Genomic DNA, 24,804 nt, shown 5'->3' with positions numbered 1-24,804 from the left:
GCCGATCGTGCGTGGCCAGCACCACGGCTGCCGCCGTGGCGGACAGGGCCTCGGTGATCTCCTCGACCAGCGCCGTGGACAGGTGGTTCGTCGGCATCTCGGTGGTCTCGATCATCGGGTCGGCGTCGGCTACCCGCCGGCCGCACTGCTCGCCGAGCTCGGCGGGGTACGGGCCGCCTACGGCCTCGGCCTGTTCGTCACCGCCGCCGCCCTCCTGACCGCGTGGCGCTCCATGCCCGAAGGCCGCTTCACCCACGTGGACGTGGCAGGCGCGGTCGTTCTGGCCGCTGCGCTGCTCCTGGTGCTGTTCCTCGCCGGCGAACGGAATCTGTGGAGCCGGCACCTCGCCGTCGTTGCGGTGGTGATGCTCTGCGTCTGGGCCGTCATCGAGCTGCGCAGCACGACACCCCTGGTCGATGTGCGGGCGGTGCGGGCTCCTGGCCGGCAGCGCCGTCGTGGTCGGCGGCGGGTGCCCCGGATAAAACTGCGCTGGGAAGCGTGCCATCATTAATCGTCACTTCGACGTTAAGGGGTACGCCATGCTGTTCGTTCTCGGCTGCGGCGTCGGCGGCTTCTCGGCCGCGATGACCGGCGTCAGCCTGGCCGTCACCACCAAGAGCGAGACGTCGAGCGCCATGAGCTTCAACTACGTCGTCCGCAGCGTCGGGTACTCCCTGGGCAGCGCCATCGGCGGCCTGATCCTCCCGCGGGCACCGGCCTCGGCCACCTCTTCCCCGACGACAGCGCCTACACCACCGCGGCGCTGGTCGGCATCGGCGCCATGGCGATCACGACGCTGACAAGCCTCGCTCTCGCCCGCCGACGCTCGTCCGAGACCAGCACGTAAGTCAGATGCACTCATCCCAACACTGGAGGTTCCATGCCCAAGGGCTACTGGGTCAGCGTCTACCGCACCATTTCAGACCCTGAGAAGCTGGCTGCCTACAACAAGCTGGCCCGTCCGGCCGTCGCGGCCGGGGGCGGTCGGGTCTTCGTCCGTGGCGGTCGGGTCGTGGCGCATGACGCCGGAATCGCCGAGCGCACCGTCCTGATCGAGTTCGACAGCTTCGAGCAGGCCGTCGCGGCGCACGAGAGTGCGGCCTACCAGGAGGCGCTGGTCGCCCTCTCCGACGGCGTCGAGCGCGACTTCCGCATCGTCGAAGGCATCGACTGACCGAGGTCCCGTCGGGTCTTCGCTGAAGATCCACCATCTTGGTTTTCGCTGGTGCGGCTGCTGGTGTGGCGGGGTTCGTGGGTGCTCGTGCTGGTCGTGGGCGGCTGTCTTCGGTCTTGATCGTCTGTCAGCGGTGGAGTTCGAGGTTCGTCAGGACGAGCAGGACGCGGAGCAGATCCGACAACGCCAAGGCGCTCGGCCTGGGCTGGAAGCCGGCTATTCGTCCTGGCTAACCGGCTTCCACCAGCAGGCCTGAACTGTTGCGCACTCCCGGTCTAGGAAGTTCTGTTACTGCCTCCATTGCTCGGCCAGCGATACCCCGGGGCAGAGGCTTGCCGATGAGGGCCAGCGGAAGGAAGAAGCAGACCTGGCCGATGGCCATGATGAGCGTGGCGAGCACCCTGTCGTCGTACTGCTCGGACGCCCTGGCGTACAGCTCGTCGGAGACCCGCTCGCCGCTGCGGGTGGGCTTCACCGATGTGGTACGCCAGGCGTTGGAGCTCACCCTTTCCGGCCGGCTCGCCCGCGAAGAGGACATCTCGCTGGGCCTAGGTTCCCTCAGCACGGTCCGACCCATGCGAGACAACACCAAAGAGAGAGCAGTGCTCTTGACAGTGAGCACATCTCCGCGAGAGCATCGATCTCATAACCGGCCCGAACTCTCAGCATTGAGAGCCACTGACATCGACCTCGGGAAGCTCATGAAGCTCGCGCCCCACCTGCACCGCCTCGGTAACGATGTCGTGGCGTGCTACCTCGTCGACACCGATGAGGGCATCACCCTGATCGACGCGGGGCTGCCCGGTCATTGGCGCGATCTGCAGGACGAACTGCGTTCCCTCGGCAAGTCCGTCGATGACATCCGCGGACTCGTGCTGACCCACGGCGACTCCGACCACATCGGTTTCGCCGAACGCCTGCGCAGCGAGCACGGCGTTCCGGTGTTCGTGCATGCCGCCGACGCAGTCCGTACCCGCACGGGAGAAAAGCCCAAGACCGCGTTCGGGCCCATGCGCCTGGGCCCGACGCTCGGCTTCTTCGGTTACTCCCTCCGCAAGAACGGCCTGCGCACCCGTTACGTCAGCGAGGTCACCGAGATCGGCGACGGCGACGTCCTGGACCTGCCCGGGAAGCCGGTGATCGTGGGCATGCCGGGGCACTCACCAGGAAGCGTGGCGATCCACGTCCCCCTGGCCGACGCGGTCTTCGTCGGCGACGCCCTGACCACGCGGCACGTCCTCACGGGACGCACGGGCCCGCAGCCCGCGCCCTTCACCGACGACCCAGCCGAAGCCCTGTCCTCCCTGGACCGGCTCGCCGGGCTGCCGGCATCCTGGGTGCTTCCGGGCCACGGCGCCCCCTGGCGCACCTCACCGGCCCAGGTGAGCGAGGAGGTCAGGAAGGGCTAGGCTGAGCCGCAGTTCAGCTGAGTGCTGGGAGGTTGCAGCAGGTGGGCTGAAAGGGCTGCCGGAGGCGATCGGGACGGTCTGGCCGCAGGCGGTCGTTCAGACCTGCGTGGTGCACCTGCCGCGCGCCTCATTCCGCTACGCGGCCCGCCAGCACTGGCGGCGCCATCGCCAACGCGCTGCGCCCGGTCTACACCGCGCCCACCGAATCCGCCGCGCTCGAGCGCTTCATGGAGTTCGCCGAGCCTGAGGCGGTGAGTACCCCGCGATCGTGAAGTTGTGGGAGGACGCCTGGGCGTGGCATCTGCTCGACCAACGCCATCTAGTCGGTCAACGCCCGCATCCCGGTGGCCGTGACTGGACACGTGCGAGGGGCACTGGGGTTGGCCGGAGATGGAGCTGCGGCGGGCCGCACCGATGACCGCCAGCCGCCATCGGACGTTCGTCCGCCGGCGCATGGGCGTGTCGTATGAGGCGGCCCGGGTCCGGCGCGTCGCCGAGGAGGGCGTCCGGAAGGCCGTGCAGTCCAAGGACAACCCGGCCGACCTGGTGAACGTGGCGCTGGAGGAACTGGTCCGCGCCCGATGCTGCTGCGCCGGTTGGGCAGCCACTCCCGCAAGAACCGCCTGTATCGGGCCTTTCGCGAGCTCGGACGGGCGATCCGCACCATCACGCTGCTGCGCTATGTGTCGGAACCGCAGCTACGTGAGCAGATCACCCAGGTCACCAACCGCAATGAGGCATTCCATGGCTTCGCCGACTGGCTGATGTTCGGCGGCAAGCTGATCGGCCACAACGACCCCGATCACCAACAGAAGGTGGTGACGTTCAACGAGCTGATCGCCAACTGCGTCATTTGCTCCATCGCCTGCGACATCACCTATGCCGCCAACAACATCGCCGCCGAAGGCAGGACCGTCGACCTGGACGACCTGGCCACCATCTCGCCCCACATCACCCACACCATGCGCAGGTTCGGTAACTGGGCCCTTGATCTGACGCCACCCGAGGCAGACCCCGGTGACCCGGCTCGACCTCGAACCCCGGGTGCTGTTCGCGGCCTAACCGTCAGGGGTGAGCGCCTGCACCTCACTCGAGCTCGCCATCGAGCACTGCTCGTCCCGGCCGTCGGAGTGGGCGCGAACGGAAACGTACGCCAAGGCCCGTTCGCCCAGGTCACTGATAGGGCGCGATCTCGTTGGGCGGGCGCACTCGCGTACGTTTCCGTTCCATCACCCCAGCGCCTTCGGCGGCACGTCCACAAGCCGAAGGAGCGCCGCTTGTCGCAACCGCCGCCCGCACGGGCTCAGAACCGGTAGCGGAGAATGCGTGCCCCTTGCCGGGACAAGGCCGTGCTGCGGGCGGTGAGACGGGTCAGCGCGCGGAGGGGTTGCGGGAACCGGGCTACTTCCGGTGCGCGGGTGAGGATCTGCTCCTCGATCAGTTCGAGGCCGGCGTCCCAGGACTCTGGTTCGTGTGGGTCGTCGAAGCCCTGGGCGGCTTTGATGCCGAGTGCCTTGATGGTCGGGTGGTACTTCATGGCCCAGGCGGCGAAGCGGGTGTACCCGTTGAGCGCGAGCTCGCCCGAAGGGAAATGGCCGGCCAGCGCGCGGGCCATCGCCTGGAAGGAGTCGCCGGGCATGAAGGGGAGCAGCCCCTCGGCGACGATCATCGCCGGCCGGTCAGCGGGGATGGCTGTGAGCCAGTGGGAGCTGGTGAGGTCGGCTCCGACCAGGTGGGAACGGCCGGGCAGACATTCGGCCCGCAGGTGCACCACTTCTGGGAAGTCGATGTCGTACCAGTCGACGCCGGGCGGGGGATCACAGCGGAACATCCTGGTGTCCAGACCGCAGCCCAGGTCGAGCACCACGCATCCGGGGTGAGCGGCGATGTAGGCGCGGACGACGCCGTCGAGCTTCTTGGCGCGCAGTGCCGTGGTGAGGACGAGGTTGGGCTTGACCTTCAGCTTGCCGAAGTCGTAATCGATGGTGCCGGCCAGGTCGGCGGAGAGCGTGTCGCCGAGGATCGGGCTGGGCCGCCCGGCGTCCAGGGCTCTGGCGTGGAGAGTGAGCAGCAGCGTTTCCTGGATCAGGCCGAGCTTGGGTTGCCAGCGGTGCATGGGGATTCCTTAACGGCGTAGCGGATGACGGGCCGCGAGGTTCTGCAGCCACGTCAGGGAGTCGTGGGCGGCCTTGATGCGCTCGGTGCGGTGCCTCTCGCCGCCCGCGATGTCGAGCCCTTCGTCGGCGATCTCGCCGAACGCGCTCAGGCTTTCGAGCTTGCGCTGGATGACTTTCTGCCAGGCGTCGTCTTCGATGCGGTAGTAGGAGACGCGATCGCCGGGCCTTCTCACCTTCTTGACCAGGCCGATGGCCGTGAGGAAGCGCATGTTCGAGGTGAGTGAGGCCCGGCTGGCCTGGATGACGTCGGCGATCTGGCCGGCGGACTGCTCGGCCGGATCGCAGATCATGAGCCAGCCGAGGACGCGTCCGGTGATGGGCGGCAGCCCCCACTCCTCGACGCAGAAGGCGGCCACCCGCTCCACCCAGCGGAGCAGCCGGTCCTGCTGTTCCTCAGTGCTCATCGTCGCATCCTCCGTTGTTGATCGTGTGCCGGTTCACTGTGTCATGGCGGCCACCGACTCGTAGGTGGGTGTCGGGGTGATGTCCGCGAGCCGGGTCCTGCGCAGGTAGAGGTCGAACCAGTCGATCGCGAGCGCCATCGCCTCCTCCAGGCCCGGGCCGGTGTAGAGGCCGAGCACGTCGTAGGGCAGCACCGCGAGCCGCTTGGGCTCGCCCGCCTTGGCGAAGGCGCTTTGCGCCTCCTCGAGCATGTGGTACGGGTCCCAGCCGCCGTTGGCGATCATGAGCAGTGGCGTCGGCGCGAGCCGGTGGATGAGGTTCTCCGGTGCGAAGGTGAGCAGGTGCTCGGCTGAGTCGAGGGTCTTCTCGTTGCGGTAGGTGGGAAACAGGCGGGTCGACATGTCCGGGGTGTCCTTCACGCTGTCGCCCTCCAGCGTCAGGTGCGGCACGCGAGCGCTCTGCCCGCCTTCATAGCGCCGCTGCCAGTCCTGCTGCAGTTGGTCGCGCAGCGCGTGGACACCGGCACGGCCCAGGAGGCGTTCCAGGTAGCGCCATCCGTTCCACACACTGGGGCTCTGCACGACGACGCACTTGATGCGCCGATCGAGCACGGCGGCCTGGGTCGCCACCGAGCCGCCGATGCTCACCCCCCACACCCCGATCCGCTCCGGCTGCACTTCGGGACGGGTCTGCAGGTAGGACACGGCGCTGCGGAAGTCCTCCACCTGCCGCTCCGGGTAGTCCAGGCCGCGCGGCTCGCCTTCGCTGGAACCGACCGTACGGTAGTCGATGGCCAGCACCGCGAAGCCGGCCTTCACGAAGTACGGCGCGAAGAACGCCAGCGCCTCCTTGACCATCACCCCGCTGTGCCCGAGCACCAGCCCGGGGACCGGGTCGCTCGTCTCGGGCAGGTAGAGATCGCCCGCGCAGCGGGTGCCGAGGCTGTTGAAGGTCACGTGTTCCATGGCTCGCTCCATGCTTGTGGCTAGTTATTTCAAACATGACTGAAATATCTAGCAATGTCAATCTGGAAGGCTGTGCAGGGAAGGGGTTGCGCACCGCTCGCCTCCCTGCGAACGGCCACCACTCGCGCCGGCTAGGCCGCTTCTGCGCACCTCGGCCCGCACGGGGAAGGCTGGACGCTGCACCAACTTCGCCACAGCGCTCTGCAACACCTCGCCCAAGCCGGCCGCACCGCACCCGAACTCCAGGCAGAAAGCCGCAACCAGCACCTGGCCAGCCTCGGCCGCTACGTCCGGCTCGGCGAGGAGACCTCCGCTCGCATCACCGCCGAGCACGACCCCGCGGCCCGTCGGCGCAAGCGCTGACGCCAGGTCTCTACGCCACGCGGTCTGTTTCTGCCGTACTCCGGCCGGACCCGGTCAAGGCCCGCGGTCACTTCCCCGACGAGCAGGCCGCCCTCAAGTGCTGGGGTTGCGGTCGGCACCCCCGGTGGCTCCACGGCGCGCGGGGATTCATGATTGACCGCAGGCCTCGGGGCAGAGCTTGACCTCGGGGTACCGTGATGACGGCTTGTCCAGGAGGGGCTGCCGCTTGGACTTCAGGTGCTGGTCGAGGAAGGCTGCCACGTAGGTGCGGGTGAGCTCAGCGGCGCGCGCCGCGGGCAGAATGCCGGCAACGGGCGTGATGCCGAGGGCGCCCGCCATCAACGGGCCGTCGGTGAAGGACTGGTGTTCGGCGCCCGGCAGCACGAGCCAGCGCTTCCACCCGGTCAGCAGCTTCCAGTCGCGGTCCCAGGAGGTGTCGCGGCCTCCGGGGACGTGCTGCGCCGAGCCCAGGAACATGAACGGCCGGGAGAACCCGCTCTTGGGGATCCGGGCGTAGGTGGTGCCGTCCATGTCGATCCCGGCGCGCACCCGGGAGTCCTTCACCATGGCCGCCATGGCACTGGCCCCGCCGATCGACTGGCCCGCCATCGCGATCTTGGAGCGGTCGATCCGGTCGGAACCGTCCCACTTCGAGGGCAGCTGGTCGAGCACGAAGGAGACGTCGGCGGCCCTGCCCTGGACCAGTCCGGTGCCGAAGCCCGGGTCGGTGTCGCTGTCGCAGGCGAGGCATTCGGCGACCCGCCCGTCGGACAGGGTGGTGGCGTAGCTTTCGTAGGTGTGGTCGATGCCGGCCACGACGTACCCGCGGCTGGCCAGGTCCTCGGCCAGGGACGTGAGCGTGCTCATCGGATTGGTGAAGCCGGGGGAGAGCACCACCAGCGGAAGCTTGCGCCCCGTGGGCTCGGCGTCTTCGATGGCGTTCGTGCGCGTCTTGCTGAGCGTGTCGTCCGGGACGCCCGCGATCCCATAGCGCCTCATGGCGAGCTCCGATTCCTTCGGCGTCATGTACGGCGCCCGCTGCCCGTCCCGCTGCCCGGTCGGATACCACAGGGTGACCTTCAACTCCCTGGCGTCGACGTCGAGGTTCCAGGGATCGGGGCGGGAGGTGTCTTTGAGGTACAGGACGGTGCTGCCGACCGGATGGGCGCCGGTGGGCGCGGGCAGGGTGGCAGGCCCGGTCGGCGTGGCTGACACGACGGCGGAGCGGGGCGGCGTTGGCGCGGAGCAGGCCGACGCGGCCAGGACGGCCAGTCCCGCGGCGGCGGCGAGAAGGTGTCTCATGGAGAGGTCCTTCACTTGTGCAGCAAGGTCAGGGCCTTGGCCAGGACGGGGTCACGCCCGGCGGCCGCTTCCTCGGGGGTCAGGGGCACGTAGTGGTCGGGGGGCACGCCGATCCGGTCGATCACCTCGCGATTGGGCCCCAGGTGGTGCCTGGCGGGGAAGCCCAGCGTGGTGTTGTTGCTGAGCAGGTACGACTGCGCCGGGCCGGAGATGACGCCGGCGGTTCTGGTGCCGACCAGCCGGCCGATGCTCAGGTCCTTGACCGCGGAGCTGAAGTGCTCGCAGGCCGAGGCGCAGCTGCGGTCGGTGAGCACCATCAGCGGCAGGTTGACCAGCTCGACAGTGTCGTCGGTCCGCATGGCTTCGCACTTGCCGTCCACGGTGCACTGGTAGGCGGTGACCTTGCCGTGGGCGAACGCGCTCACCAGCCGGGTCGCCTCGGTGGGGCTGCCGCCGCCGTTGCCGCGCAGGTCCAGCACGATGCCGGTGAGGGTCCGGCCGGTGCGTGACCTGGAGATCGCTTTGAGAACTCTGTCGGCGGAGTCGGGGGCGAATCCGCGTATCCGTACATAGGCGATGTCGTCGTCCAGCAGCTTCGACTGCACCACTTGCAGGGCAGCCAGATCCCGCTGGTAGAGGCCGGGTTTGAGGATCACGCTCCAGCGGCGGCCGGTGGCCTGCCGCAGCAGCCGCAGCCGGACCGGAGCGGCTTGCGGGTATTGCGGGTAGAGGGCGGCGATCGCGGGGGTGGGCTTTGCGTCGATGAAGGGCGCCGAACCGTTGACCGATTCGATGACGTCGCCGGGGCGCAGCCCGGCGGCCTGCGCCGCGCCGCCCTGCACGGTGGTGACGAACAGCGGGGGCAGGGCGACGCCGGGATTGCCCTCCAACTGCGGGCCGTTGACGTTCGCCAGGAAGCCCAGGCCGTAGCCGTCGCCCTCGTAGTTGCCGGGTGGCCGCTTGACGTCGTGCGTCCAGCGGGCGTGGTCGTCGCCGAGGGCGGACACCATGGCCTGGAGGGTGACGACGGCCAGCTTGTCGCGCAGGCCGGGGACCTGATCGGTGGTGTCGCGGTAGGCGGCCTCGAAGGCGGCCCAGTCGGTCCTGCGGTCACCGGTCAGCGCCGGCAAGGCGGCCTCGGGCACGTCGCGTCCCTCGCGGTTGAGCTCTTGGGTCAGGGCGACGAATCCGGCGCTCAGCAGCGAGCGGGCGTCCAGCGTGGCGCCGCTGTAGTAGTTGCCGAGGATGCAGAAGTAGGCCTGCTCGATGACGTCAATCGTGGTGGGCGTCTCCGCCCCGGCGGGTCCCTGGGGCTTTGAGCAGACCGTACCGGCTGCCGTGCTCGCCTGGCTGCGTGGCGGCGCCGGCGCCGTGCAGGCCGCCGCCAGAAGGAGGGCGAGCCCGGCGGCACCGGTCCTGACGGCGCTCATGACAGGCGCCTGCGGATCCACCAGAAGCAAAGCCCCGCGAGGCCGAGGGTGAGCAGAGCGTAGATCCCGGTCTCCATCCACTGGAAGGGCCAGAAGCGCTCAAGGGGCTGGTAGGTGGCCTGCTGCCGGTAGCCGAGCCGGTTGGCCTCGACCATGCAGCCGTCCCCGCCGCCCGCCGACGGTGAGCATGGTCCCGACGTGGTGGAGACCTGGATGGCGGGTTCGCCGCCGCTGCCTGAGATCGTGCGTCCTGACGGATCGACCAGGTTGCTGGACAGGACCCAGGCGCCCGCCAGGCCGGGAACGGCCGACCTCAGCCGAACATGCACAGATCCGCCTTCCTGCTGGTTCACGCCGAACCCGTCCACGTTCGCCTGGCCGAGCTCGAAGGTCGAGGTGACCGGGGGCATCAGGTGGGGACGGACCAGCAGCGGCATGGTGAGCTGGATCGCGGCGAAGACGGCCAGGGTGAGGGCCATGGCGGGCAGGGTGCGGCGCACCAGCATGCCCACGGTCACGCCCAGAACGAAGGCGAAGGCCGCATACCCTAGCGGGGCGATGCCGCGCGCGCCGAACACCAGGGGAGCCATCAGGGCGAGCTCGTCCGGGGCCGACTTGTCCAGGGGTCCGGACCACCAGGTCACGATCAGGCCGCACAGGCAGGCGGCGGTCATGGCGACCAAGCCGGTGAGCCCAAGCTTGACCGCCAGCCAGCGGCCGCGGGTGATGCTCTGGTTCCACACCATCAGGTGCGTGCCCGTCTCCAGCTCGCGGGTGATCAACGGCGCTCCCCAGAAGAGCCCGACGACAGCGGGCAGGAGCAGCACGACGAGGCTGACGGCCATGAAGGGCATGTCGTAATCGCCGAAGAAGCGGTCATAGAAGCTGAGGCAGGTGTTGTCCTGGGTACAGGCGGCGATCCCGGCGGAGTAGCGGGTGGCCAGGCCCGGGCCGGTCAGGGCCAGGGCGACGGTGAGGATGACGAGTACGGCGGCCGTCATCGCGGCCGAGCCGCGGAGCTGGCGCCAGGTCAGCCAGATCATCGCTGCACCTCCAGGGCGACTCGCCGGTTGTCCGCGGTGTGCTTGTCCATGTAGGCCAGGACGAGGTCCTCGAGGCTGAGTTGGGTGACCGTCCAGGTGGGGTCGTGGATCGGGGCGTCGGTGCGGACCACGAACGTGCTCTGCCGGTCGGTGTGCCGGGCGGAGACCACGTGCTGGTCGGCGGGGAGCCGGTCGGGATCGCGGCGCGGGCCGGTGAGCCGGTGATGGGTGGCCAGCAGGCTGTCGACCTCCCCGGCCACCTGGACGCGCGAGTCGACGAGCACGATCAGGAAGTCGCACACCCGCTCGAGGTCGGAGACCAGGTGGGAGGAGAGCAGCACGCTCAGCTTGTGCTCGACGGTGGCCTCCATCAGGCCTTGCAGGAACTCGCGGCGGGCCAGCGGGTCCAGCGAGGCGACCGGCTCGTCCAGGATCAGCAGTTCGGGCCGCTTGGCCAGACCCACGGTGAGGGCGAGCTGGGCGCGCTGGCCGCCCGACAGTTTGCCTGCCCGTTGGGCGGGGACGAGACCGAGTTGCGCGATACGGTCCCGTGCCATGGTGGCGTCCCAGCGGGGGTTGAGCCGGGCTCCCAGCCGCAGGTGGTCGGCGACGGTCAGCCCCGCGTAGACAGGGGTGTCCTGGGCGACGAACCCGACCTTGGCCAGCTGCGCGGGCGAGCCCCCGGGCCGGCCGCCGAGCACGGTGATGCCGCCCGTGGTCGGCTCCAGCTGGCCGCTGGCCAGCTTCAGCAGCGTGGTCTTGCCGGCTCCGTTGGGGCCCACCAGCCCGACGACGTGACCCGCCGGTATGTCGATGGAGCACTCGCGCAGCGCCCAGCGTCTGCCGTATTTCCGGCCCAGTGCCTGGGCCTGTAGGACCGAAGTCACGCTATGTCCTCCTGAGCAGTGGTCCGAAAAGTGGTCATGAACAGGGCCTCGATGCTTTCCTCGTCGAGGCCGGCCCGGCGGGCCTTGGCCAGCCAGCGCTGCAGCTCCAGCCGCAGCGGGCCGTGCGCGGCCAGCGAGGCGTTGGTGAGCGTCGCCGTCACGAACGTCCCCACCCCCGGCCGGGCGGCGACCAGGCCCTCGTGCTCGAGCTCCCGGTAGGCCTTCAGGACGGTGTTGGCGTTGATCGCCAAGTGCGCCACGACCTCCTTGACGGTGGGCATCTGGTCGCCCTCGCGCAGCACGCCGAGCCGTAGCGCATGCCGTACTTGCTGGACCAGCTGCAGGTACGGCGAAACGCCCGACCTACCGTCCAGATGGAACTCGATCATCTGGGTCCTCCATATATCTAGCTTGCTAGCACTTTAGAGTCCCAGATGTTAAAGGATCATAAGGATCGCCGTAAAGGTCTTGCCCGGTGACGCCCGAAGCGGTCCATCGCCCCAGCCCTACTACGCCGAGGCGGATCTCTGCCTTGCCGAATGACTGCCGCAGTAAGTACCGGGCATATCTGCGCTCGGCCGGGATCGGCGAGGCCTCCAAGCGGATCTGTCGCACCTCGTTGACGACATGGGCCTGGCTCACCTGCGGACAGCAACCGCCGCTCGGCAAGGACCGCCGCGCCGCCCAGGCGCCCGCGATCAGGTTCGCGGCACTCGCCGATCCGGCGACCTCCGGACTCCTCGCCGGAGCCTTCGTTGAGCGGGCCCGCCTCGTGGACGCCGACACCGTCAACCGGGAGCTGTCGATCATGAAGGCCGTTGTCGGCTGGTGGCGGGCCGCACCCGGGGTCCGGTCTTCCTCACCGACCGCAAAGCTCCCGCCCGTACCCCGGCCCCAGACGCGTGCAGGATCACCGGACGCGGACGGCTGTCCTACCGGCGCGCCGCCGAGCTGTTCGAGGCCCTCACCCGGCCGCCGGCACATCCCGGAATCGCCGGCGCAGCCGAACTCGAACTACGCGGCGGCTGGACACTGCACCCACTCCGCCACTCCGCCCTCACCCACGAAGCCGAGGACGGCACCAACACGTCCACGCTGCTCGCCCGATCCCGGCACGCCTCCGTCCGGTCCCTGGAACGCTATGCCAGGCCCGGCGTCGACGCCGTCGCCGACCCCGTGGCCGGGCGCGACCCCGCCGCTCGCCGACGGTCCATCTGAGCGGCCAGGATCAGCGCAGGTCCTCGGTGATCGTCCAGCCCCGATCGCGGCCCATCCGGGCGAGCTGCCGACGCAGGTCAGCGATGCGTTCACGGGCGTCGGGGCCGGCGATCCCGATCGTGATGCGCTCATCGGTGGCGTGGTAGCCGGTTCGCCGGTCACCAGCGGCCACACGGCACGCCGCGTTGATGCTGGCGCGCAACCGAGTGATCCTACGAGGGTCGTCTTGACCGCCGAAGCCCTCGATCGTCAGACAGCAGAACAGCGGCGCGCTGCAAACTGTCGCGGCGCTCCACGGCGTTCTGCTCACCCTGATCGAGGCGCAGAGCACAAAGAGTCTTGTCGCGGTCAGCTGAGCTGATCGGCCTGCGGCCCAGCCGGTCGGGCCGGCCATCCGGGCGGGTCGGCACGATGCGCACCAGCTCATACGGCGCTACAGGCGCGATCATCTCAGCGGGCTGGTCGGGGGAGTACCGGTGGCATCCAACCATGATCTACAAATAGGGCCTATTTCGTCCTAGGACCCCAGGCACGCCGCCCACAGCTGCCCGGCCTGCTCCAGCTCGGCCGTGTCCCGCCCGATCGGCTCAGGTTCACCACCATGGCCACCGTCTGGCCGCAGCGGGAGCAGGGCGGCAGCTGGCTGCTTTCGACCGTGCGCATGGCGCTCCTGGGCTGGTCGTTCATCCTGGGACGGCAACACCAGGATGGGCGGTATGAGGAGATCTGACCGGCTTCTTCTCGCGCCCCTGCCCACCTGGAGGCGTTGACTGACTCCAATCGACCGTTGTGGGATACCAGCCCGACCATCCGCCCCGGCCGCAAAGCCGACATGCTGGCCTTGCTGCAGGCCACCCGCAGCGACCTGCTGAAAGCCGCGCCGCCTGGCACCCGGTACGCCGGCTGCTGGACCTGGGCGCGGGAACCGGGCAGGTGCCCGCGGCTCTGCACGAAACCTTCGCCGAGATCGACGTCTTTCCGAGACAGCCGGTCTTGATGTTGCCGGGAGGGGTTCGCTCCTCGTGCTCGACGTCCCCCAGGTTCACTCCAGGAACAGTGATCGGCGCTGGGGAGGGTCCCTGATCAGATGGTGGCTACCCGGGCCTCCGCGGCGGTCCTGATCGAGCCGAGCCAGCGCGTCAGCTCGGCGTGCAGCTTCGCGCTGTTGTAGAAGAGCCCAAGCAGGGTTCCGGCCATCGACTCCTCAGTTCGCAGGAGCGTGGTGCCGTCCTCACGGGCGGTGATGACGTGGCGGTGCGCGGCGCGCGAGCCCATCGCACTGCCGGTCCAGGTGATCTCGCGGAGCGGCTCGACGACGGCGAACCGTGAGGCGATGGAGGTGCGGCCGTTGACCCAGGTGAACCGTGTGTCCACCGTGACGTCGCCGTCGCCGGCAATGCGCACGTCGTGGATGGCAGGGTCGAATGCCGACCAGTCGGCGGGGTTGGCGAGCAGGGCCCAAATGCGCTCGGCAGGTGCGTCGATCACCACCTCGTGCGTGGATCGGATGGGCGCGGCCTCGTCGATCCGGTGCCGCTTGGCGTAGTTCTCGTGCAGCTCGTCGAGCGACGGTCCGCGGTAACACATCTCCTGAAACATTCGAGGGGCTCCTTCGGGGGCCTGGTTCAGGCCGTTCAGCAGGGATGACGCGTCCCACTCTCGCCTGCGGGCTGGTCCCGATCAACGACGAGTCCGATAACCTGCTATTAACCGAACGCTTAAAGATCAGGACACAAGGCCCGTGGAGCTCCGCGATCTCGAGATCTTTCTGGCGCTGGCCGAGGAACTGCACTTCAGCCGCACCGCCGAACGCCTCCACGTCACCCCGGCCCGCGTCAGCCAGTCGATCAAGAAGACCGAACGCCGGATCGGCGTGCCCTTGTTCGACCGCACCAGTCGCGTTGTGGGGCTCACCGCTGCCGGGCAGCGGCTCTACCAGTCACTGCGGCCCGCCTACCAGCAGATCGTCGATGGGGTCGAGGACGTGTCGGTCTCCACCGGCGACATCAGCGGCACCCTCACCCTGGGCACCATGGGACCTCAGTGCTGGATGATCAACGGCATCGTCGAACGGTTCCAGGCCAGGCACCCGACCGCCCGGCTCGTGCACTGCGAACTCAACGTCGTCGACCCGCTCACACCCCTGCGGGAGGGCACGATCGACGTGGCCCACCTGTGGCTGCCGATCCGCGAACCCGACATCACTGTCGGACCGATCACCCACACCTCACCAGTCGTCCTGGCCATGGCCGCCACCCACACCTACGCCAACCGCGACTCGGTCAGCCTGGAGGACTACGGCGACCTGACCTTCATGACGCCCCAGTCATCGCTCCCGGCGTCCATGGAGGAAGCCTTCCAACCCTTCCGCACCCCGTCGGGCCGCCTCATCGCCCGCGGCCCGCGCGTCTCCAACTGGGAGGACGAGCTCAAGGCGACCGCCACCGGACAGGCCGTCGCCGCCGCTGCCGCCGAGGCCGCCCGCTTCTACGCCCGACCCGACGTGGTCTACATCCCCGTCCGCGACGCCCCACCCATCCGATGGGCCTTCGCCTGGCTCACCGCCAACGCCAATCCCCTGATAGGCGCCCTCACCGACGCCGCTACCGACGAAGCCTGAGACGACGCGGCCGCGGGCGCTCGGGGCCGCCGGCAGCTTGTAACTCGTAGGGCTCCTGGAGGGATACGGGGGTGAGTAGTTGCGGTACAGGAAAGCCCGGTGAGAACGATCATGGTCGGCTAGCACACCGGATGCGGCTGCTGCTGGGGTTCACGGAAAGCCGCCGGTTGCTCGTCGCTGCTGGCTACGGTCCGGCTCGTGCCGGTGGAGTTTCTGACTGATGAGCAGGCCGAGGCGTACGGGACGTTCACCACGGTGCCCACGCGTCCGGAGCTGGAGCGGTTCTTCTCCCTCGACGATGACGACCGCGATCTGATCGCGCGGCGTCGTACGGATGCGCACCGTCTGGGTATGGCGGTGCCGATCTGCACGGTCCGATACATCGGCCGGTTCCTGGGCGAAGATCCGCTCGCGGTGCCGTGGGAGGTCGTGGAGTACCTCGCCGGGCAGCTCGGCATCGAGGACTCCTCGTGCGTGAAGCGGTACCCCGAGCCGCAGGGTGTACGAGCACGCGCATGAGATCCGGGAGCGCTTCAAGTACCGGGACTTCACCGACCGGAAGTGGGGCCGGGAGTTCCGGAGCTTCCTGTGCGGGCGGGCGTGGGCGCACGCCGAGGGGCCGGTGGCGCTGTTCAACCACGCGGTGACGTGGCTGCGCAAGAACCGGGTGCTGCTGCCCGGGGTCTCGGTGCTGGCCCGGCAGGTGTCGGAGGCCCGTACGGCGGCCGAGCGGCAGGTCGCAACCAGCGGTTCTGGCGCGGACCTGCCCGACGGCGACGAACCGTCGGGATACGGGCCGCTGGACGCAGTGCCTGCAACAAGGTCAACCTCAAGCGGATCGTCACGCAGCGGCCGGACATGCTCCTCATCGTCGGGTCGCTGATCACCAACCAGGTGCGCGCGTACGACCTGCTAGGATGTTCGGCCGCGAGGGCCACCCGACCCCGCTGGGGGCCGCGTTCGCCGAGTACGGCCGGATCGACAAGACCATGCACCTGCTCGCCGTGGTCGACCCAGTCGACGACACCTACCGGCGGCTGATGAAACGGCAGCTCACCGTGCAAGAGTCCCGCCACCGCCTGGCCCGTGCAATTCGCCACGGCGGCCGGCGGCCAGATCCGCCAGGCGTACCGCGAAGGCCAGGAGGACCAGCTCGCCATGCTCGGCCTGGTCCTCAACGCCGTCGTCCTGTGGAACACCCGCTACCTGGATGCCGCCGTCGCCCTGTCATCCGCGGTCGCTGATCCGCTGCGCCTCGCCTTGATCTTCAACCTGTAGCCGGGCCTGGCCGCAACGGCCGACCGAACGCGTCCCGGAGCGTACCGGCCTGCCTCAGCCGGTGGCGTAGCCCATCGATGATCCCAACATCGACACTGTCGGTGTTGGACAACGACTCCCGCCAGGTCCGACCGACCACGCCTTCACTACTTGCCTAACTTGCCTTAACGTCATCCAATTCGCTGACCTGCGCAAACACTTCACAACCCAAGATGACGGCGAGAGTCGTCGTTCAGCATCGCGGGCGTATCAGGTGACGGATGCACGGCGATGGCTGGGCCCGCCGGTCAGTCGATGCCTTCGATGATGCGGAAGTCGCGCTCGAAGCCGTCGGGGAGGACCACCAGCGCCTTCTGGTACGCCTCGCTCTCGTATGCCGCGACGGCCTGTTCGAAGCTGTCGAACTCGATCAGAACGACGCGTTGCGTGATTCCGGCCTCGTGGGCGACGACTCGACCGCCACGGGACAGGGTGCGCCCGCCCGCAGCCCTGACAGCCGGACCCGCCAGCTTGGTGTAGGCAGTCAGCCTCTCAGGGTCGGAAATGGCGGGGTAGACACTGACCCAGTAACCCTTGGCCATGGAAACCTCCTGTGTTCGGCCGGACACGTCCGACTTCGAATTGACGCTCAGATGGCTCGACCCCGACGACGGCCCAGGGGCTCGAGGTTCTCAAATGTCTCCGTCGAGGTCATGCCTCGATCCTTGCCGTTCGACCCGGCCTCGGCCATGGCGGAGAAGTCATCCTCCGATATATTCTCGCCATGCCCGTCCACCATGCCGCCCCCGGTGCTCCCGGCACCCGCGACCCGGCCGGTCGCACCGCCGAACAGGATCGGGCGACGCGCCCAGAACCGCGGCCTGGCGCCCACAAGGTGGTCGTCCTCGTACTCGACGGGATCTACCCCTTCGAACTCGGCATACCTCAACACGTCCTGGGCTCCGCCGGTGGCCGCTACGAGGTGGTGACCGCGGGCGTGGACGGGAAGCCCGTGCGCACCGTCTCGGACCTGACCGTCACCCCCGGGCACGGCCCTGAGGTGCTGGCCGAGGCGGACACCGTGATCATCCCTGGGTACGCGATCACCCAGGCCTCGGCCGCCGTTACGGGCTCGAAGGCCCTGGACGCGCTTTCCATCGTCCGGCCCGGCACCCGTCTGGTGTCGATCTGCAGCGGTGCCTTCCTGCTGGCCGGCGCCGGTCTCCTCGATGGGCGCCGGGCCACCACCCACTGGGCGCTCAGCGACCGCTTCCGGGAACTGTTCCCCCGGGTCGAGCTCGACGCCGGCGTTCTTTTCGTCGATGGCGGTGACGTGTTGACCTCAGCGGGGGCGGCCAGCGGCTTCGACGTCTGCCTGCACCTGCTGCGCCAGGACCACGGCACCGAGGTCGCCAACCAGGTCGCCCGCTTCTGCGTCATGCCGCCGTACCGGGACGGCGGGCAGGCACAGTACATCGAGCGGCCACTGCCGCCGACGGGCGCAACCGGCACCGGTCCGACCCGCGACTGGGCATTGCAGCGGCTTGAACTGCCGCTGTCGCTGGACGAGTTGGCCGCGCACGCGGCGATGAGCACCCGTACCTTCGCCCGGCGCTTCAAGGAGGAGACCGGTCTGAGCCCCGGCCGCTGGCTGACCTCGCAGCGGCTGCGGCGGGCCCGGCACCTGCTGGAGTCCAGCGATCTGCCGGTGGAACGCGTCGCCCACGAGGTCGGATTCGCCACCGCCACCTCGCTGCGGCGGCACCTCGCGGCGGAGGCCGGAGTCGCCCCGTCGGCGTACCGTCGCACCTTCCGTGCCCCGGATCCGGCCGCCGGCCATGCGGGCTCCATTTCCGCCTAGCCACGACGCACCGTACGCTTCCCGGTGGTTCATCCGAACCTCTGCGCCGGGCGTCCATCGGCCGAGGCGCGCGGCGATTCGCCCGCGAGCGTCGTCGGTGTCAACAGCCGACTGAGCTCGAAGGCCTTGTCCAGCGTGATCCACTCGACTTCCGCGTGCAGGGCCTCGATTGCCTGGGCTGTCGACTCGACCTCCACCTCGACAGCAACACCCTGCGTGTTGTGCGCGCGCTGCCGCGATCGCGGCGATGCAGACCAGCTCTGCGGTGGTGCAGGCGTGGTGGTTCGGGCAGAGATGACCGGTGCCGGTGGCCAGGGCCAGGCCGCCTATCGCGCTGCCCGGGGAGTACCCGACGTTGCGGACGACGTAAGGGCGGCGGACCCGTCGCCCTGGTCGGCGCCGAGGAGACATATCGACGATCGCCAGCGCCAATGGCCTGCTGAGGCAAGAGAAACAGGTGGACCACGAGCTCCCAGCTCGACGCACTCAGCAAGCACGGCATCCCGAGGGACAAGATCTTCAGCGAGAAGATCAGCACCCGCGTCCGCGTACGCCCCGAGTTCGAGGAAGCACTGCGGACCGCGCGGGAGGTCAACGCCCACGCCCCACACTGCCGGGTCATCTTCACCGGGTACGAGATGAAGCGACTCGGCCGCGCCGCCGCCGAACTCACCGCGATGGCCGAGACCGAGCGGGAGAACATCCGCGAGTCCACGCTCGAAGGACTCGACGCCGCGGCCCACAAGGGCAAGCACGGCGGCCGGCCCCGGTCATCACCGATGGCGGCGGCATGGACGAGGAGGGCGTAAAGCGGAGGTCTCTGAAGCTCGAACCCTCGCGACTCGCAGGAAAGACAAGCTCGCGATCGTCTGAATGTCGTGGCTGACGCAGCAGAAACTGCCCGGATGAATTCGGTTGCGGTGTGATTGATGGGCTTGGTGGAGTACCTGCATGGACAGTGCCACTGAGCAGGTGCAATGGGCGAGCGCTCGAAGAGGCCGAACGATTACGCGACCACCTGCTCCCTGGCACAGGCTTGCGGTGCTCGGGGCCCTGATGCTTGCCGCCCTCACCTTCAACACCGCGGAGAACCTACCAGTCGGCCTCCTGGAGCTCATCTCCGAAGACCTCCGGGTGTCACTGTCAGCGGTCGGCCTCCTGGTCACCGGCTACGGCGTGACGGTGGCCATCGCGTCTGTGCCGATTGCCCATGTTGTCCGCGCCGTGCCCCGACGTTTTGTGCTCACGGGGCTGCTGGCCGCGCTCGTGGTGTCCAGTCTCGTTGCGGCGCTGGCTCCCTCGTACGGGCTGCTCCTGGTGGCGCGGCTGCTGACTGCGCTCGCCCAGGCGCTGTTCTGGGCCGTGATGGGGCCGGTCGCGGTGGGCCTGTTCGCGCCCGAGGTCCGGGGGCGGGTGGTCGGGGCGCTGTCCGTCGCCGGTTCTCTCGCCCTCGTGCTCGGTGTTCCCGCTGGGACCTGGCTGGGCCAGCAGAGCAACTGGCAGGTACCCATCGCCCTACTGGCGGCTCTGGGGCTTGTCTCCCTAGTGACGATCGCCGTCCTGCTGCCGACTTCGCGCCCGGAAGAAGAGCCTGCCGCATACGCCACCAGTCCCGACGTGCGACGGTTCGGCACGGTACTGGCGGCCGGAGCCTTGTCCGCCACCGGGGCGTTCACGGGATACACCTACATCGTGACGTTCCTGGGAGACGTGAGCGGGTTCTCCCCGAGCGCGGTCAGCGTCCTGTTCGTGGTTTTCGGTGTCGCGTGCCTGATCGGGGTGAGCATCACCGGGGTGTTCCTGGACCGTTTTCCGCAGTCCGCGTTGGCCACCGCCGTGGCCACGCAGGCGGTGGGCATGCTCGGCCTGTACGCGTTCGGCGCTCATCAGGTGGCGGCGGTGGTGTTCCTGGTACTGATGGGCGGTGCACTCGGGCCGGTGTTCATGACTACGCAAAACGCGATGCTGCACTGCGCGCCGGGTCGCACGGACATCGCCTTTGCGGCGAACTCCGGCGCCTACAACGCCGGCATAGCGGCGGGTGCCGCGCTTGGGGCTCTGCTCCTGCCACTCGCCGAGGTACGAGGCACCTTCCTCGCCGGGGGGCTGCTGACCATTGGGTCCTGCGCAGTCGTCCTCGGCGGTCGGCTGATACCGGGGTTGAGGAACACCGGTACAGCCATTAGCGCTGAGAACGATCTTGATTGCTGATTGGGGCACTGCCATCGCTGTCGGGCCGCCTACAGATCAACACGCCCGTCGGCCGAGAAGAGCCACCGAACACCACCCAGGATCAGCCGAAGTCACCTCAAAGAGATTGACAGGTAACCGCACCAGTTCGTACTCGGTGCCCATCTCCGGGAAGGAGAGGCGGAGCGCCGCTGGCCTGGGTCGCTGACCGATCGGCTCAGCGGCGGATGCGGTAGCGGATGTGGGTGGCCTCCGGTGTGTCGATCACCTGAACGATCTCCAGTTCGATCTCCGACGGCAAGACGTCGAACAGCCGGCGGCCGGCGCCCAGCAGCACCGGGATGTGATGGATCTGCACCTCGTCCAGCACCCCGGCCTCGAGTGCCTGCTGCACCGTGTAGGCGCCGCCACGCACCTGGACGTCCCGGCCCCCGGCGGCGGCCTTCGCCTGCGCCATCGCGCTTTCGATCCCGTCGTTCACATATGTCACCAGCGGATGACCCCAACGGGCGGCCGGGCTGGGCGGCCGGTGACTGGGGACGAAGATCGGGAGACCGTCGTGATCGCCTCCCCAGTGATCCATGAGTTCGGCGGTCCGCCGCCCTGCGAGGACCGCACCGGCCGCCTTCCATTCGCTTTGGAACTGCTGGATCGGCCCGGACGACGGACCGGTCTGCGGGCCCGCGTCAGCCCACTTGTGCAGCCGCTCGCCATCGTCGCCACCGAGATAGTCGTTGGGATCGGCGACGTACCCGTCGAGCGACATTGACATGTCGAGCACTGATGTGGACATAGTCCGCTCCTTGTCTGCGACGGTGCAACTCCTCAGCCACGCCGCCTGCTCCCGAGTTCGGGGATTAACTGTGTCTCCATGACACTGTGTATCATAGATACAGTTTTTAAGGTGGCAAGTGGGGGGCTGCGATGTCGGCTAACGAGGATTCGATGGCACTGGCCGAACTGTTGTGGGGCCTGCGGAAGCCGCGCACCAGGGGCCCCAGGCCCGCCTTCGACCTCGCCCAGGTGGCCGACGCCGCTGTCAAGGTGGCCGATACCGAGGGACTGGCGGCGGTCTCGATGCATCGGGTTGCCGCCGAGCTCGGCCTCACCAAAATGGCCCTGTACCGCTATGTCAACGGCAAGTCCGAGCTGAGGGCAATCATGATCGAGGCGGCAGTCGGCACACCCCCCGACTTGAGCGGCGTGACCAGCTGGCGGACCAAGCTGGAAGAGTACGCCCGCCAACTGTCCGCCGCCTGGCGACGCCACCCCTGGCTGCCGTCGATCACCGTGGGCGACCGCGTCATGGGTCCATGCGAAACTGGATGGACCGAAAGAGCCCTCAGCGCTCTGGCCGACACGCCCCTGACCGAACGCGAACGGCTGGACGCGGTCATGCTGATCTCCCATCACATCCGCGCCACCCACCCAGCCGCCACCCAAGGCACTCAGACCTGGACGGACGGCAGCGCCGCCCCCATCATGCGCGACCTGCTACTCCGCAACGCCGACCGTTTCCCGCTGCTGGCCACCACCATGGCCATCCCCTCCGCCACCACGACCCAGGAGTTCGGCCTGCACACCCTCCTCGACGGCCTCGAACACACCATCACCCAACGCACTCGAAACAGCGGCGACGAATCAGCAGCTTCGAGTCCAGCTCCTCCGTAAGGAGCAGCGGCGCCCGACCGGGATGGATGGAGTGGTGCGGTCGCTGAGCTTGTTGTCGGACAACGGCGGGGGCCTGAACTACTGCGTTCCGCTCGGGGACGCGCGGGAACCGATGATGATCGCTAGCAGAACTCCTCATTCCTGAGAACACGAAGAGTAGCGATGATTACACAGGGCTACTTTGGGGCTGGTCGCGCCGACCCGAATGGTGGGCCCAGTAGCTGCCGGTGGAACGACGGGGGGACGGACTCGAAGCCACGTCATGGGCCTGCTGGGCGGCCTGCTCGGGGCCCTGGGGGTCTTATTGGTCGGTGTCGTCGCTCTCAGCTCGGGCTGGATCGCGCAGGGGCCGCAGCCCTTCTGTGGGCTGGAATGCGGTGAAGCTATTCGCACAAGATCATTCTCACCGCCGACGGCTGTTCCTGGGTTCCTCAACCCCGTAATATCCGCACGCACGAGCCGCCTCCCTTCCAGGTAACGATCACGTCACTGGATGTCCGTTGTCTCAGCCACCGACGCATCATCAGCCCATGGTCGAGAAGAACTCGAAGTGTTGGTTCGAGCGGTGAAGCCTTCATCGATCGTCGTAGGCGTGCTGATTCTCGTAGCGATTCCGACGTTGGTGTGGATGCTCGGCCCGGGCGCCACGTGGGTGCTGGAGCACCTCGACCACGCCACTGTCTTCGCCGAGGACAAGGATCGGGCTGCCGCGCTGGCGGCGATCCGAGGAAACGTCTTGGCGGTGGCCACCGGCCTGGCCGCGCTGCTGGCCGTGTTCTACACCGCCCGCAACGCCGACACCGCCCGGCGCACCTTTCAACTCGGCGAGCGCGGCCATGACACCGACCGCTTCAGCAAGGCGGTCGAGCAGCTCGGCAGCGGCCAGGCCCCGGTCCGCCTGGGCGGCCTGTACGCGCTGGAGCAGCTCGCCCAGAACAACCCCAGGCTGAGGCAGACCGTCGTGGACGTCATCTGCGCCTACCTGCGGATGCCATGGACACCACCGTGCGAGGAAGACCGGCAGCAGCAGATCCGAGCCGCCCAGCGTGCCGCCCGCACACGATCGCCTGGCCGTGCTGAAGCGCGGGCCGGCCGCGACCCGGACGAGGAACGGCAGGTCCGGCAGCGATTGCTCGCTGTACGTGGCGCCACGAGCCGCGCTCGCCGATCCGGCCACCTGCCCGTGGCGGAAGGTGGCGGGCGTGGCGGACGGTGTGACCGCCTTCGCCACCAGCCCCGACACCCTCTATCTGGTCTCCCATCGGGACGCGCCCCGCTCCCAGGTGTTGGCCGTTCCGTTTGCCGTACCGGATCTGTCTCGAGCCCGGGTGGTCGTGCCCGCGGGTGAGCGCGTGGTGGAGGCGGTGCGGGTCGTCGGCGACCGGCTGCTGGTGCGCGATCTCGACGGTGGCGTCCATCGGGTAAGGCATGCGCCCCTGTCCGGCGGCGAGCCCGCCGACCTCCCGCTACCGGTGGAGGGCGCTCTCTGGGAGTTGACCACCCACCCGGAACGGCCCGAGGCCCTGCTGCTGGCGGCCGGTTGGACAGACGCGCCGCGGCTCTACCGCTACGACGGCGAAACCCTCGAGGACACCGGGCTGGCGCCCCGCTCACCGGTCGACTTCGGCGACGTGCACGCCCGGACCCTGCATGTGCCCGCGAGAGACGGAACACGGATCCCGCTCACCGTCATCCACCACAAGGACCTGGAGCTGGACGGCGACAACCCGGTCCTGCTCACCGGCTACGGCTCCCATGGCATGTCCGATCTGCCTGAGTTCCGTCCCGAGATGCTCGCCTGGTACGAGCGCGGCGGCGTCTACGCCGTGGCGCACCTGCGCGGTGGCGGCGCCTACGGCCGGGAGTGGCACGAGGCCGGGCGCGGCCCGCGCAAGGAGACCACCATCACGGACTTCATCGACTGCGCCGAGCACCTCATCGCCCTGGGCTACACCCGGCCGGGACGGCTGGCGGGCGAGGGCGTCAGCGCCGGCGGCATCCCCACCGGCGGCGCGCTGGTGCGCCGGCCGGAGCTGTGGGCCGCCATGGCGATGCAGGTGCCGACGGTCAACGCCACACGGACCGAGTTCAGCGAGAACGGGCCGATCAACGTGCCGGAGTTCGGCAGCGTCACCACTGAGGATGGCCTGCGCGGCCTGCTGATCGCCGATGCCTACCTGCGGGTCGAGGACGGCGTGCCGTACCCGGCGGTGCTGCTGACGACCGGACGGCGCGACGCGCGGGTGCCGCCGTGGCAGCCGGCGAAGCTGGCCGCCCGCCTCCAGGCGGCCCGCGCCTCCGGCCGGCCGGTGCTGCTGCGTGTTGAGGAGCACGGCGGTCACGGCGCCGGCTCGACCCGAGAGCAGGAACATGCCCTGCTCGCTGATGTGCTGGCCTTCCTGTTGCACGCTTTCGAGGCGTCACGATGACTACGACTGAGCAGCGGGCCCTTGGTCATGTCGTGTTCGGCGAGCGCGGCGGCGACGGCTTCGGTGCTGGGCTGGACGTAGATGCCGGGGGAGCGTAGGTTCCGGTGGCCGGACAGGGCCATGAGCATCGAGGATGACCAGCCGTCCTCGCCCAGGTCGCTCAGCAGGGCGCCGTCGCCGAGAGCGGCCCGCAACTGGGCGTCACGCGAGCGGCCCAGCGCATGGCCGGCCGGTTCGCTGGACACGCCACCAGGCGGTTCCTTCATGTTCCCGGACACTCAAGATGAGGACGAGCGCATCATTCACCGTGAGGACGTGGTGGTGTGAGCAGATCCCGGCAGCGTGAAGCTGACGGGGTCTGCGCGTATGGGTTGGCGGCTTGATGTGCGCATCGGCAGCCGGTCGC

General features: G+C 68.7%; 30 protein-coding genes and 2 pseudogenes. 17 read left to right on the top strand and 15 right to left on the bottom strand.

The window, feature by feature from the left end; all coding sequences use genetic code 11:
* Positions 1–82 precede the first annotated feature (82 nt).
* The 3 genes from ACIBG4_RS32890 (at position 83) to ACIBG4_RS32880 (ending at position 1,174) form a co-directional block, all read left to right on the top strand.
* The gene (locus tag ACIBG4_RS32890) at positions 83–511 is read left to right on the top strand and encodes a hypothetical protein (RefSeq protein WP_397205289.1); all 429 of its coding nucleotides are present in this window, start codon (positions 83–85) and stop codon (positions 509–511) included.
* Between the two features lie 28 nt (positions 512–539).
* Entirely contained in the window at positions 540–800 is a 261-nt protein-coding gene (locus ACIBG4_RS32885) for a hypothetical protein (protein ID WP_397205287.1), read from the top strand.
* An 80-nt stretch (positions 801–880) separates the two neighbouring features.
* Positions 881–1,174, top strand: coding sequence for a DUF1330 domain-containing protein (locus ACIBG4_RS32880; RefSeq protein WP_397205285.1), 294 nt, complete (start codon positions 881–883; stop codon positions 1,172–1,174).
* 229 nt (positions 1,175–1,403) lie between these two features.
* Here ACIBG4_RS32880 and ACIBG4_RS32875 read toward each other — a convergent pair whose 3' ends face one another.
* Positions 1,404–1,712, bottom strand: coding sequence for a hypothetical protein (locus ACIBG4_RS32875; RefSeq protein WP_397205284.1), 309 nt, complete (start codon positions 1,710–1,712; stop codon positions 1,404–1,406).
* A 130-nt stretch (positions 1,713–1,842) separates the two neighbouring features.
* On the opposite strand from ACIBG4_RS32875, the gene ACIBG4_RS32870 reads away from it, so the two are divergent.
* The 3 genes from ACIBG4_RS32870 to ACIBG4_RS32860 all read left to right on the top strand — a co-directional run bounded on the left by ACIBG4_RS32870 (position 1,843) and on the right by ACIBG4_RS32860 (position 3,899).
* Positions 1,843–2,583: an MBL fold metallo-hydrolase gene (locus ACIBG4_RS32870; protein WP_397205282.1), complete on the top strand. Its 741-nt coding sequence runs from the start codon at positions 1,843–1,845 to the stop codon at positions 2,581–2,583.
* 1 nt (position 2,584) lies between these two features.
* Positions 2,585–2,830, top strand: coding sequence for a transposase (locus ACIBG4_RS32865; RefSeq protein ID WP_397205299.1), 246 nt, complete (start codon positions 2,585–2,587; stop codon positions 2,828–2,830).
* Positions 2,831–3,164: 334 nt separating this feature from the next.
* Positions 3,165–3,899 carry a Tn3 family transposase gene (locus tag ACIBG4_RS32860; RefSeq protein WP_397205280.1) on the top strand — a complete coding sequence of 245 codons (735 nt, stop codon included), beginning with the start codon at positions 3,165–3,167 and terminating at the stop codon, positions 3,897–3,899.
* Here ACIBG4_RS32860 and ACIBG4_RS32855 read toward each other — a convergent pair.
* The 8 genes from ACIBG4_RS32855 to ACIBG4_RS32820 all read right to left on the bottom strand — a co-directional run bounded on the left by ACIBG4_RS32855 (position 3,887) and on the right by ACIBG4_RS32820 (position 11,541).
* Entirely contained in the window at positions 3,887–4,699 is an 813-nt protein-coding gene (locus ACIBG4_RS32855; RefSeq protein WP_397205278.1) for a class I SAM-dependent methyltransferase, read from the bottom strand. The two genes, ACIBG4_RS32860 and ACIBG4_RS32855, sit on opposite strands and share 13 nt — an antisense overlap.
* Before the next feature lie 9 nt (positions 4,700–4,708).
* Complete coding sequence (locus ACIBG4_RS32850) at positions 4,709–5,164, bottom strand: GbsR/MarR family transcriptional regulator (protein ID WP_397205276.1); 456 nt, start codon at positions 5,162–5,164, stop codon at positions 4,709–4,711.
* Positions 5,165–5,197: 33 nt separating this feature from the next.
* Entirely contained in the window at positions 5,198–6,127 is a 930-nt protein-coding gene (locus tag ACIBG4_RS32845) for an alpha/beta hydrolase (protein WP_397205274.1), read from the bottom strand.
* Between the two features lie 510 nt (positions 6,128–6,637).
* A complete protein-coding gene (locus tag ACIBG4_RS32840) occupies positions 6,638–7,792 on the bottom strand; it encodes an alpha/beta hydrolase family protein (RefSeq protein ID WP_397205272.1) in 1,155 nt (384 codons plus the stop codon).
* 11 nt (positions 7,793–7,803) lie between these two features.
* On the bottom strand, positions 7,804–9,222 hold the full coding sequence (locus ACIBG4_RS32835; protein WP_397205270.1) for a S41 family peptidase: 1,419 nt from the start codon (positions 9,220–9,222) through the stop codon (positions 7,804–7,806).
* The gene (locus ACIBG4_RS32830) at positions 9,219–10,265 is read right to left on the bottom strand and encodes an ABC transporter permease (RefSeq protein WP_397205268.1); all 1,047 of its coding nucleotides are present in this window, start codon (positions 10,263–10,265) and stop codon (positions 9,219–9,221) included. The genes ACIBG4_RS32835 and ACIBG4_RS32830 overlap by 4 nt, the downstream gene beginning before the upstream one ends.
* On the bottom strand, positions 10,262–11,152 hold the full coding sequence (locus ACIBG4_RS32825) for an ABC transporter ATP-binding protein (protein ID WP_397205266.1): 891 nt from the start codon (positions 11,150–11,152) through the stop codon (positions 10,262–10,264). The genes ACIBG4_RS32830 and ACIBG4_RS32825 overlap by 4 nt, the downstream gene beginning before the upstream one ends.
* A complete protein-coding gene (locus ACIBG4_RS32820; RefSeq protein ID WP_397205264.1) occupies positions 11,149–11,541 on the bottom strand; it encodes a GntR family transcriptional regulator in 393 nt (130 codons plus the stop codon). Before ACIBG4_RS32820 ends, ACIBG4_RS32825 begins: the two co-directional genes overlap by 4 nt.
* A gap of 439 nt (positions 11,542–11,980) precedes the next feature.
* On the opposite strand from ACIBG4_RS32820, the gene ACIBG4_RS32815 reads away from it, so the two are divergent.
* Positions 11,981–12,370, top strand: a complete 390-nt coding sequence (locus tag ACIBG4_RS32815; RefSeq protein ID WP_397205262.1) for a hypothetical protein — start codon at positions 11,981–11,983, stop codon at positions 12,368–12,370.
* 10 nt (positions 12,371–12,380) lie between these two features.
* On the opposite strand, the gene ACIBG4_RS32810 is transcribed toward ACIBG4_RS32815, so the two are convergent.
* Complete coding sequence (locus ACIBG4_RS32810; protein WP_397205260.1) at positions 12,381–12,572, bottom strand: hypothetical protein; 192 nt, start codon at positions 12,570–12,572, stop codon at positions 12,381–12,383.
* A 399-nt stretch (positions 12,573–12,971) separates the two neighbouring features.
* On the opposite strand from ACIBG4_RS32810, the gene ACIBG4_RS32805 reads away from it, so the two are divergent.
* Positions 12,972–13,100 carry a hypothetical protein gene (locus tag ACIBG4_RS32805; RefSeq protein ID WP_397205258.1) on the top strand — a complete coding sequence of 43 codons (129 nt, stop codon included), beginning with the start codon at positions 12,972–12,974 and terminating at the stop codon, positions 13,098–13,100.
* 353 nt (positions 13,101–13,453) lie between these two features.
* On the opposite strand, the gene ACIBG4_RS32800 is transcribed toward ACIBG4_RS32805, so the two are convergent.
* Complete coding sequence (locus ACIBG4_RS32800) at positions 13,454–13,969, bottom strand: SRPBCC family protein (RefSeq protein ID WP_397205256.1); 516 nt, start codon at positions 13,967–13,969, stop codon at positions 13,454–13,456.
* Positions 13,970–14,111: 142 nt separating this feature from the next.
* Between ACIBG4_RS32800 and ACIBG4_RS32795 the strand changes: the two genes are divergently transcribed.
* From ACIBG4_RS32795 to ACIBG4_RS32780, 4 genes and pseudogenes are all read left to right on the top strand, one after another.
* Positions 14,112–14,990: a LysR family transcriptional regulator gene (locus tag ACIBG4_RS32795; protein WP_397205254.1), complete on the top strand. Its 879-nt coding sequence runs from the start codon at positions 14,112–14,114 to the stop codon at positions 14,988–14,990.
* A 198-nt stretch (positions 14,991–15,188) separates the two neighbouring features.
* Positions 15,189–15,509, top strand: coding sequence for a DUF4158 domain-containing protein (locus ACIBG4_RS32790; protein WP_397205252.1), 321 nt, complete (start codon positions 15,189–15,191; stop codon positions 15,507–15,509).
* Positions 15,490–15,645 (top strand): annotated as a pseudogene (locus tag ACIBG4_RS32785) (DUF4158 domain-containing protein); the annotation flags it as partial. The gene ACIBG4_RS32790 and the pseudogene ACIBG4_RS32785, both read left to right, overlap by 20 nt.
* 86 nt (positions 15,646–15,731) lie before the next feature.
* A pseudogene (locus ACIBG4_RS32780) lies at positions 15,732–16,235 on the top strand (Tn3 family transposase); the annotation flags it as partial.
* Positions 16,236–16,555: 320 nt separating this feature from the next.
* Here the strand turns inward: ACIBG4_RS32780 and ACIBG4_RS32775 are convergent.
* Positions 16,556–16,849, bottom strand: a complete 294-nt coding sequence (locus ACIBG4_RS32775) for a DUF1330 domain-containing protein (protein ID WP_310714491.1) — start codon at positions 16,847–16,849, stop codon at positions 16,556–16,558.
* A 182-nt stretch (positions 16,850–17,031) separates the two neighbouring features.
* Between ACIBG4_RS32775 and ACIBG4_RS32770 the strand changes: the two genes are divergently transcribed.
* The gene (locus ACIBG4_RS32770) at positions 17,032–18,108 is read left to right on the top strand and encodes a GlxA family transcriptional regulator (protein WP_397205250.1); all 1,077 of its coding nucleotides are present in this window, start codon (positions 17,032–17,034) and stop codon (positions 18,106–18,108) included.
* A gap of 29 nt (positions 18,109–18,137) precedes the next feature.
* Here ACIBG4_RS32770 and ACIBG4_RS32765 read toward each other — a convergent pair whose 3' ends face one another.
* Positions 18,138–18,305, bottom strand: coding sequence for a hypothetical protein (locus tag ACIBG4_RS32765; protein ID WP_310714486.1), 168 nt, complete (start codon positions 18,303–18,305; stop codon positions 18,138–18,140).
* Between the two features lie 441 nt (positions 18,306–18,746).
* On the opposite strand from ACIBG4_RS32765, the gene ACIBG4_RS32760 reads away from it, so the two are divergent.
* Both ACIBG4_RS32760 and ACIBG4_RS32755 read left to right on the top strand, forming a co-directional pair.
* Positions 18,747–18,917, top strand: a complete 171-nt coding sequence (locus ACIBG4_RS32760; protein ID WP_397205248.1) for a hypothetical protein — start codon at positions 18,747–18,749, stop codon at positions 18,915–18,917.
* Between the two features lie 247 nt (positions 18,918–19,164).
* Positions 19,165–20,319, top strand: a complete 1,155-nt coding sequence (locus ACIBG4_RS32755) for an MFS transporter (RefSeq protein ID WP_397205246.1) — start codon at positions 19,165–19,167, stop codon at positions 20,317–20,319.
* 196 nt (positions 20,320–20,515) lie between these two features.
* On the opposite strand, the gene ACIBG4_RS32750 is transcribed toward ACIBG4_RS32755, so the two are convergent.
* A complete protein-coding gene (locus tag ACIBG4_RS32750; RefSeq protein WP_397205244.1) occupies positions 20,516–21,091 on the bottom strand; it encodes a dihydrofolate reductase family protein in 576 nt (191 codons plus the stop codon).
* Between the two features lie 152 nt (positions 21,092–21,243).
* Between ACIBG4_RS32750 and ACIBG4_RS32745 the strand changes: the two genes are divergently transcribed.
* Entirely contained in the window at positions 21,244–21,969 is a 726-nt protein-coding gene (locus ACIBG4_RS32745; RefSeq protein ID WP_397205242.1) for a TetR/AcrR family transcriptional regulator, read from the top strand.
* Positions 21,970–22,543: 574 nt separating this feature from the next.
* On the opposite strand, the gene ACIBG4_RS32740 is transcribed toward ACIBG4_RS32745, so the two are convergent.
* Positions 22,544–23,200 (bottom strand): hypothetical protein, encoded by a 657-nt coding sequence (locus tag ACIBG4_RS32740; RefSeq protein ID WP_397205240.1) that lies wholly within the window; start codon positions 23,198–23,200, stop codon positions 22,544–22,546.
* On the opposite strand from ACIBG4_RS32740, the gene ACIBG4_RS32735 reads away from it, so the two are divergent.
* A complete protein-coding gene (locus tag ACIBG4_RS32735) occupies positions 23,172–24,398 on the top strand; it encodes a prolyl oligopeptidase family serine peptidase (protein ID WP_397205238.1) in 1,227 nt (408 codons plus the stop codon). The two genes, ACIBG4_RS32740 and ACIBG4_RS32735, sit on opposite strands and share 29 nt — an antisense overlap.
* Positions 24,399–24,804 lie beyond the last annotated feature (406 nt).

Source organism: Nonomuraea sp. NPDC050383, from assembly GCF_044459125.1.
In the GTDB taxonomy this organism is placed as follows: Bacteria; Actinomycetota; Actinomycetes; order Streptosporangiales; family Streptosporangiaceae; genus Nonomuraea.
The sequence above is the reverse complement of the archived record's forward strand: the minus strand, read 5'-3'. Positions and strand labels throughout refer to the sequence as shown.

Excerpts from the sequence above, each read along its gene's own strand:
- ACIBG4_RS32885 (WP_397205287.1), top strand. The coding sequence starts at position 540 with ATGCTGTTCGTTCTCGGCTGCGGCGTCGGCGGCTTCTCGGCCGCGATG.
- ACIBG4_RS32880 (WP_397205285.1), top strand. The coding sequence starts at position 881 with ATGCCCAAGGGCTACTGGGTCAGCGTCTACCGCACCATTTCAGACCCT.
- ACIBG4_RS32875 (WP_397205284.1), bottom strand. The coding sequence starts at position 1,712 with ATGTCCTCTTCGCGGGCGAGCCGGCCGGAAAGGGTGAGCTCCAACGCC.
- ACIBG4_RS32860 (WP_397205280.1), top strand. The coding sequence starts at position 3,165 with ATGCTGCTGCGCCGGTTGGGCAGCCACTCCCGCAAGAACCGCCTGTAT.
- ACIBG4_RS32855 (WP_397205278.1), bottom strand. The coding sequence starts at position 4,699 with ATGCACCGCTGGCAACCCAAGCTCGGCCTGATCCAGGAAACGCTGCTG.
- ACIBG4_RS32850 (WP_397205276.1), bottom strand. The coding sequence starts at position 5,164 with ATGAGCACTGAGGAACAGCAGGACCGGCTGCTCCGCTGGGTGGAGCGG.
- ACIBG4_RS32845 (WP_397205274.1), bottom strand. The coding sequence starts at position 6,127 with ATGGAACACGTGACCTTCAACAGCCTCGGCACCCGCTGCGCGGGCGAT.
- ACIBG4_RS32840 (WP_397205272.1), bottom strand. The coding sequence starts at position 7,792 with ATGAGACACCTTCTCGCCGCCGCCGCGGGACTGGCCGTCCTGGCCGCG.
- ACIBG4_RS32835 (WP_397205270.1), bottom strand. The coding sequence starts at position 9,222 with ATGAGCGCCGTCAGGACCGGTGCCGCCGGGCTCGCCCTCCTTCTGGCG.
- ACIBG4_RS32830 (WP_397205268.1), bottom strand. The coding sequence starts at position 10,265 with ATGATCTGGCTGACCTGGCGCCAGCTCCGCGGCTCGGCCGCGATGACG.
- ACIBG4_RS32820 (WP_397205264.1), bottom strand. The coding sequence starts at position 11,541 with ATGATCGAGTTCCATCTGGACGGTAGGTCGGGCGTTTCGCCGTACCTG.
- ACIBG4_RS32805 (WP_397205258.1), top strand. The coding sequence starts at position 12,972 with ATGGCCACCGTCTGGCCGCAGCGGGAGCAGGGCGGCAGCTGGCTGCTT.
- ACIBG4_RS32800 (WP_397205256.1), bottom strand. The coding sequence starts at position 13,969 with ATGTTTCAGGAGATGTGTTACCGCGGACCGTCGCTCGACGAGCTGCAC.
- ACIBG4_RS32775 (WP_310714491.1), bottom strand. The coding sequence starts at position 16,849 with ATGGCCAAGGGTTACTGGGTCAGTGTCTACCCCGCCATTTCCGACCCT.
- ACIBG4_RS32770 (WP_397205250.1), top strand. The coding sequence starts at position 17,032 with ATGCCCGTCCACCATGCCGCCCCCGGTGCTCCCGGCACCCGCGACCCG.
- ACIBG4_RS32760 (WP_397205248.1), top strand. The coding sequence starts at position 18,747 with ATGAAGCGACTCGGCCGCGCCGCCGCCGAACTCACCGCGATGGCCGAG.
- ACIBG4_RS32755 (WP_397205246.1), top strand. The coding sequence starts at position 19,165 with ATGCTTGCCGCCCTCACCTTCAACACCGCGGAGAACCTACCAGTCGGC.
- ACIBG4_RS32750 (WP_397205244.1), bottom strand. The coding sequence starts at position 21,091 with ATGTCCACATCAGTGCTCGACATGTCAATGTCGCTCGACGGGTACGTC.
- ACIBG4_RS32745 (WP_397205242.1), top strand. The coding sequence starts at position 21,244 with ATGGCACTGGCCGAACTGTTGTGGGGCCTGCGGAAGCCGCGCACCAGG.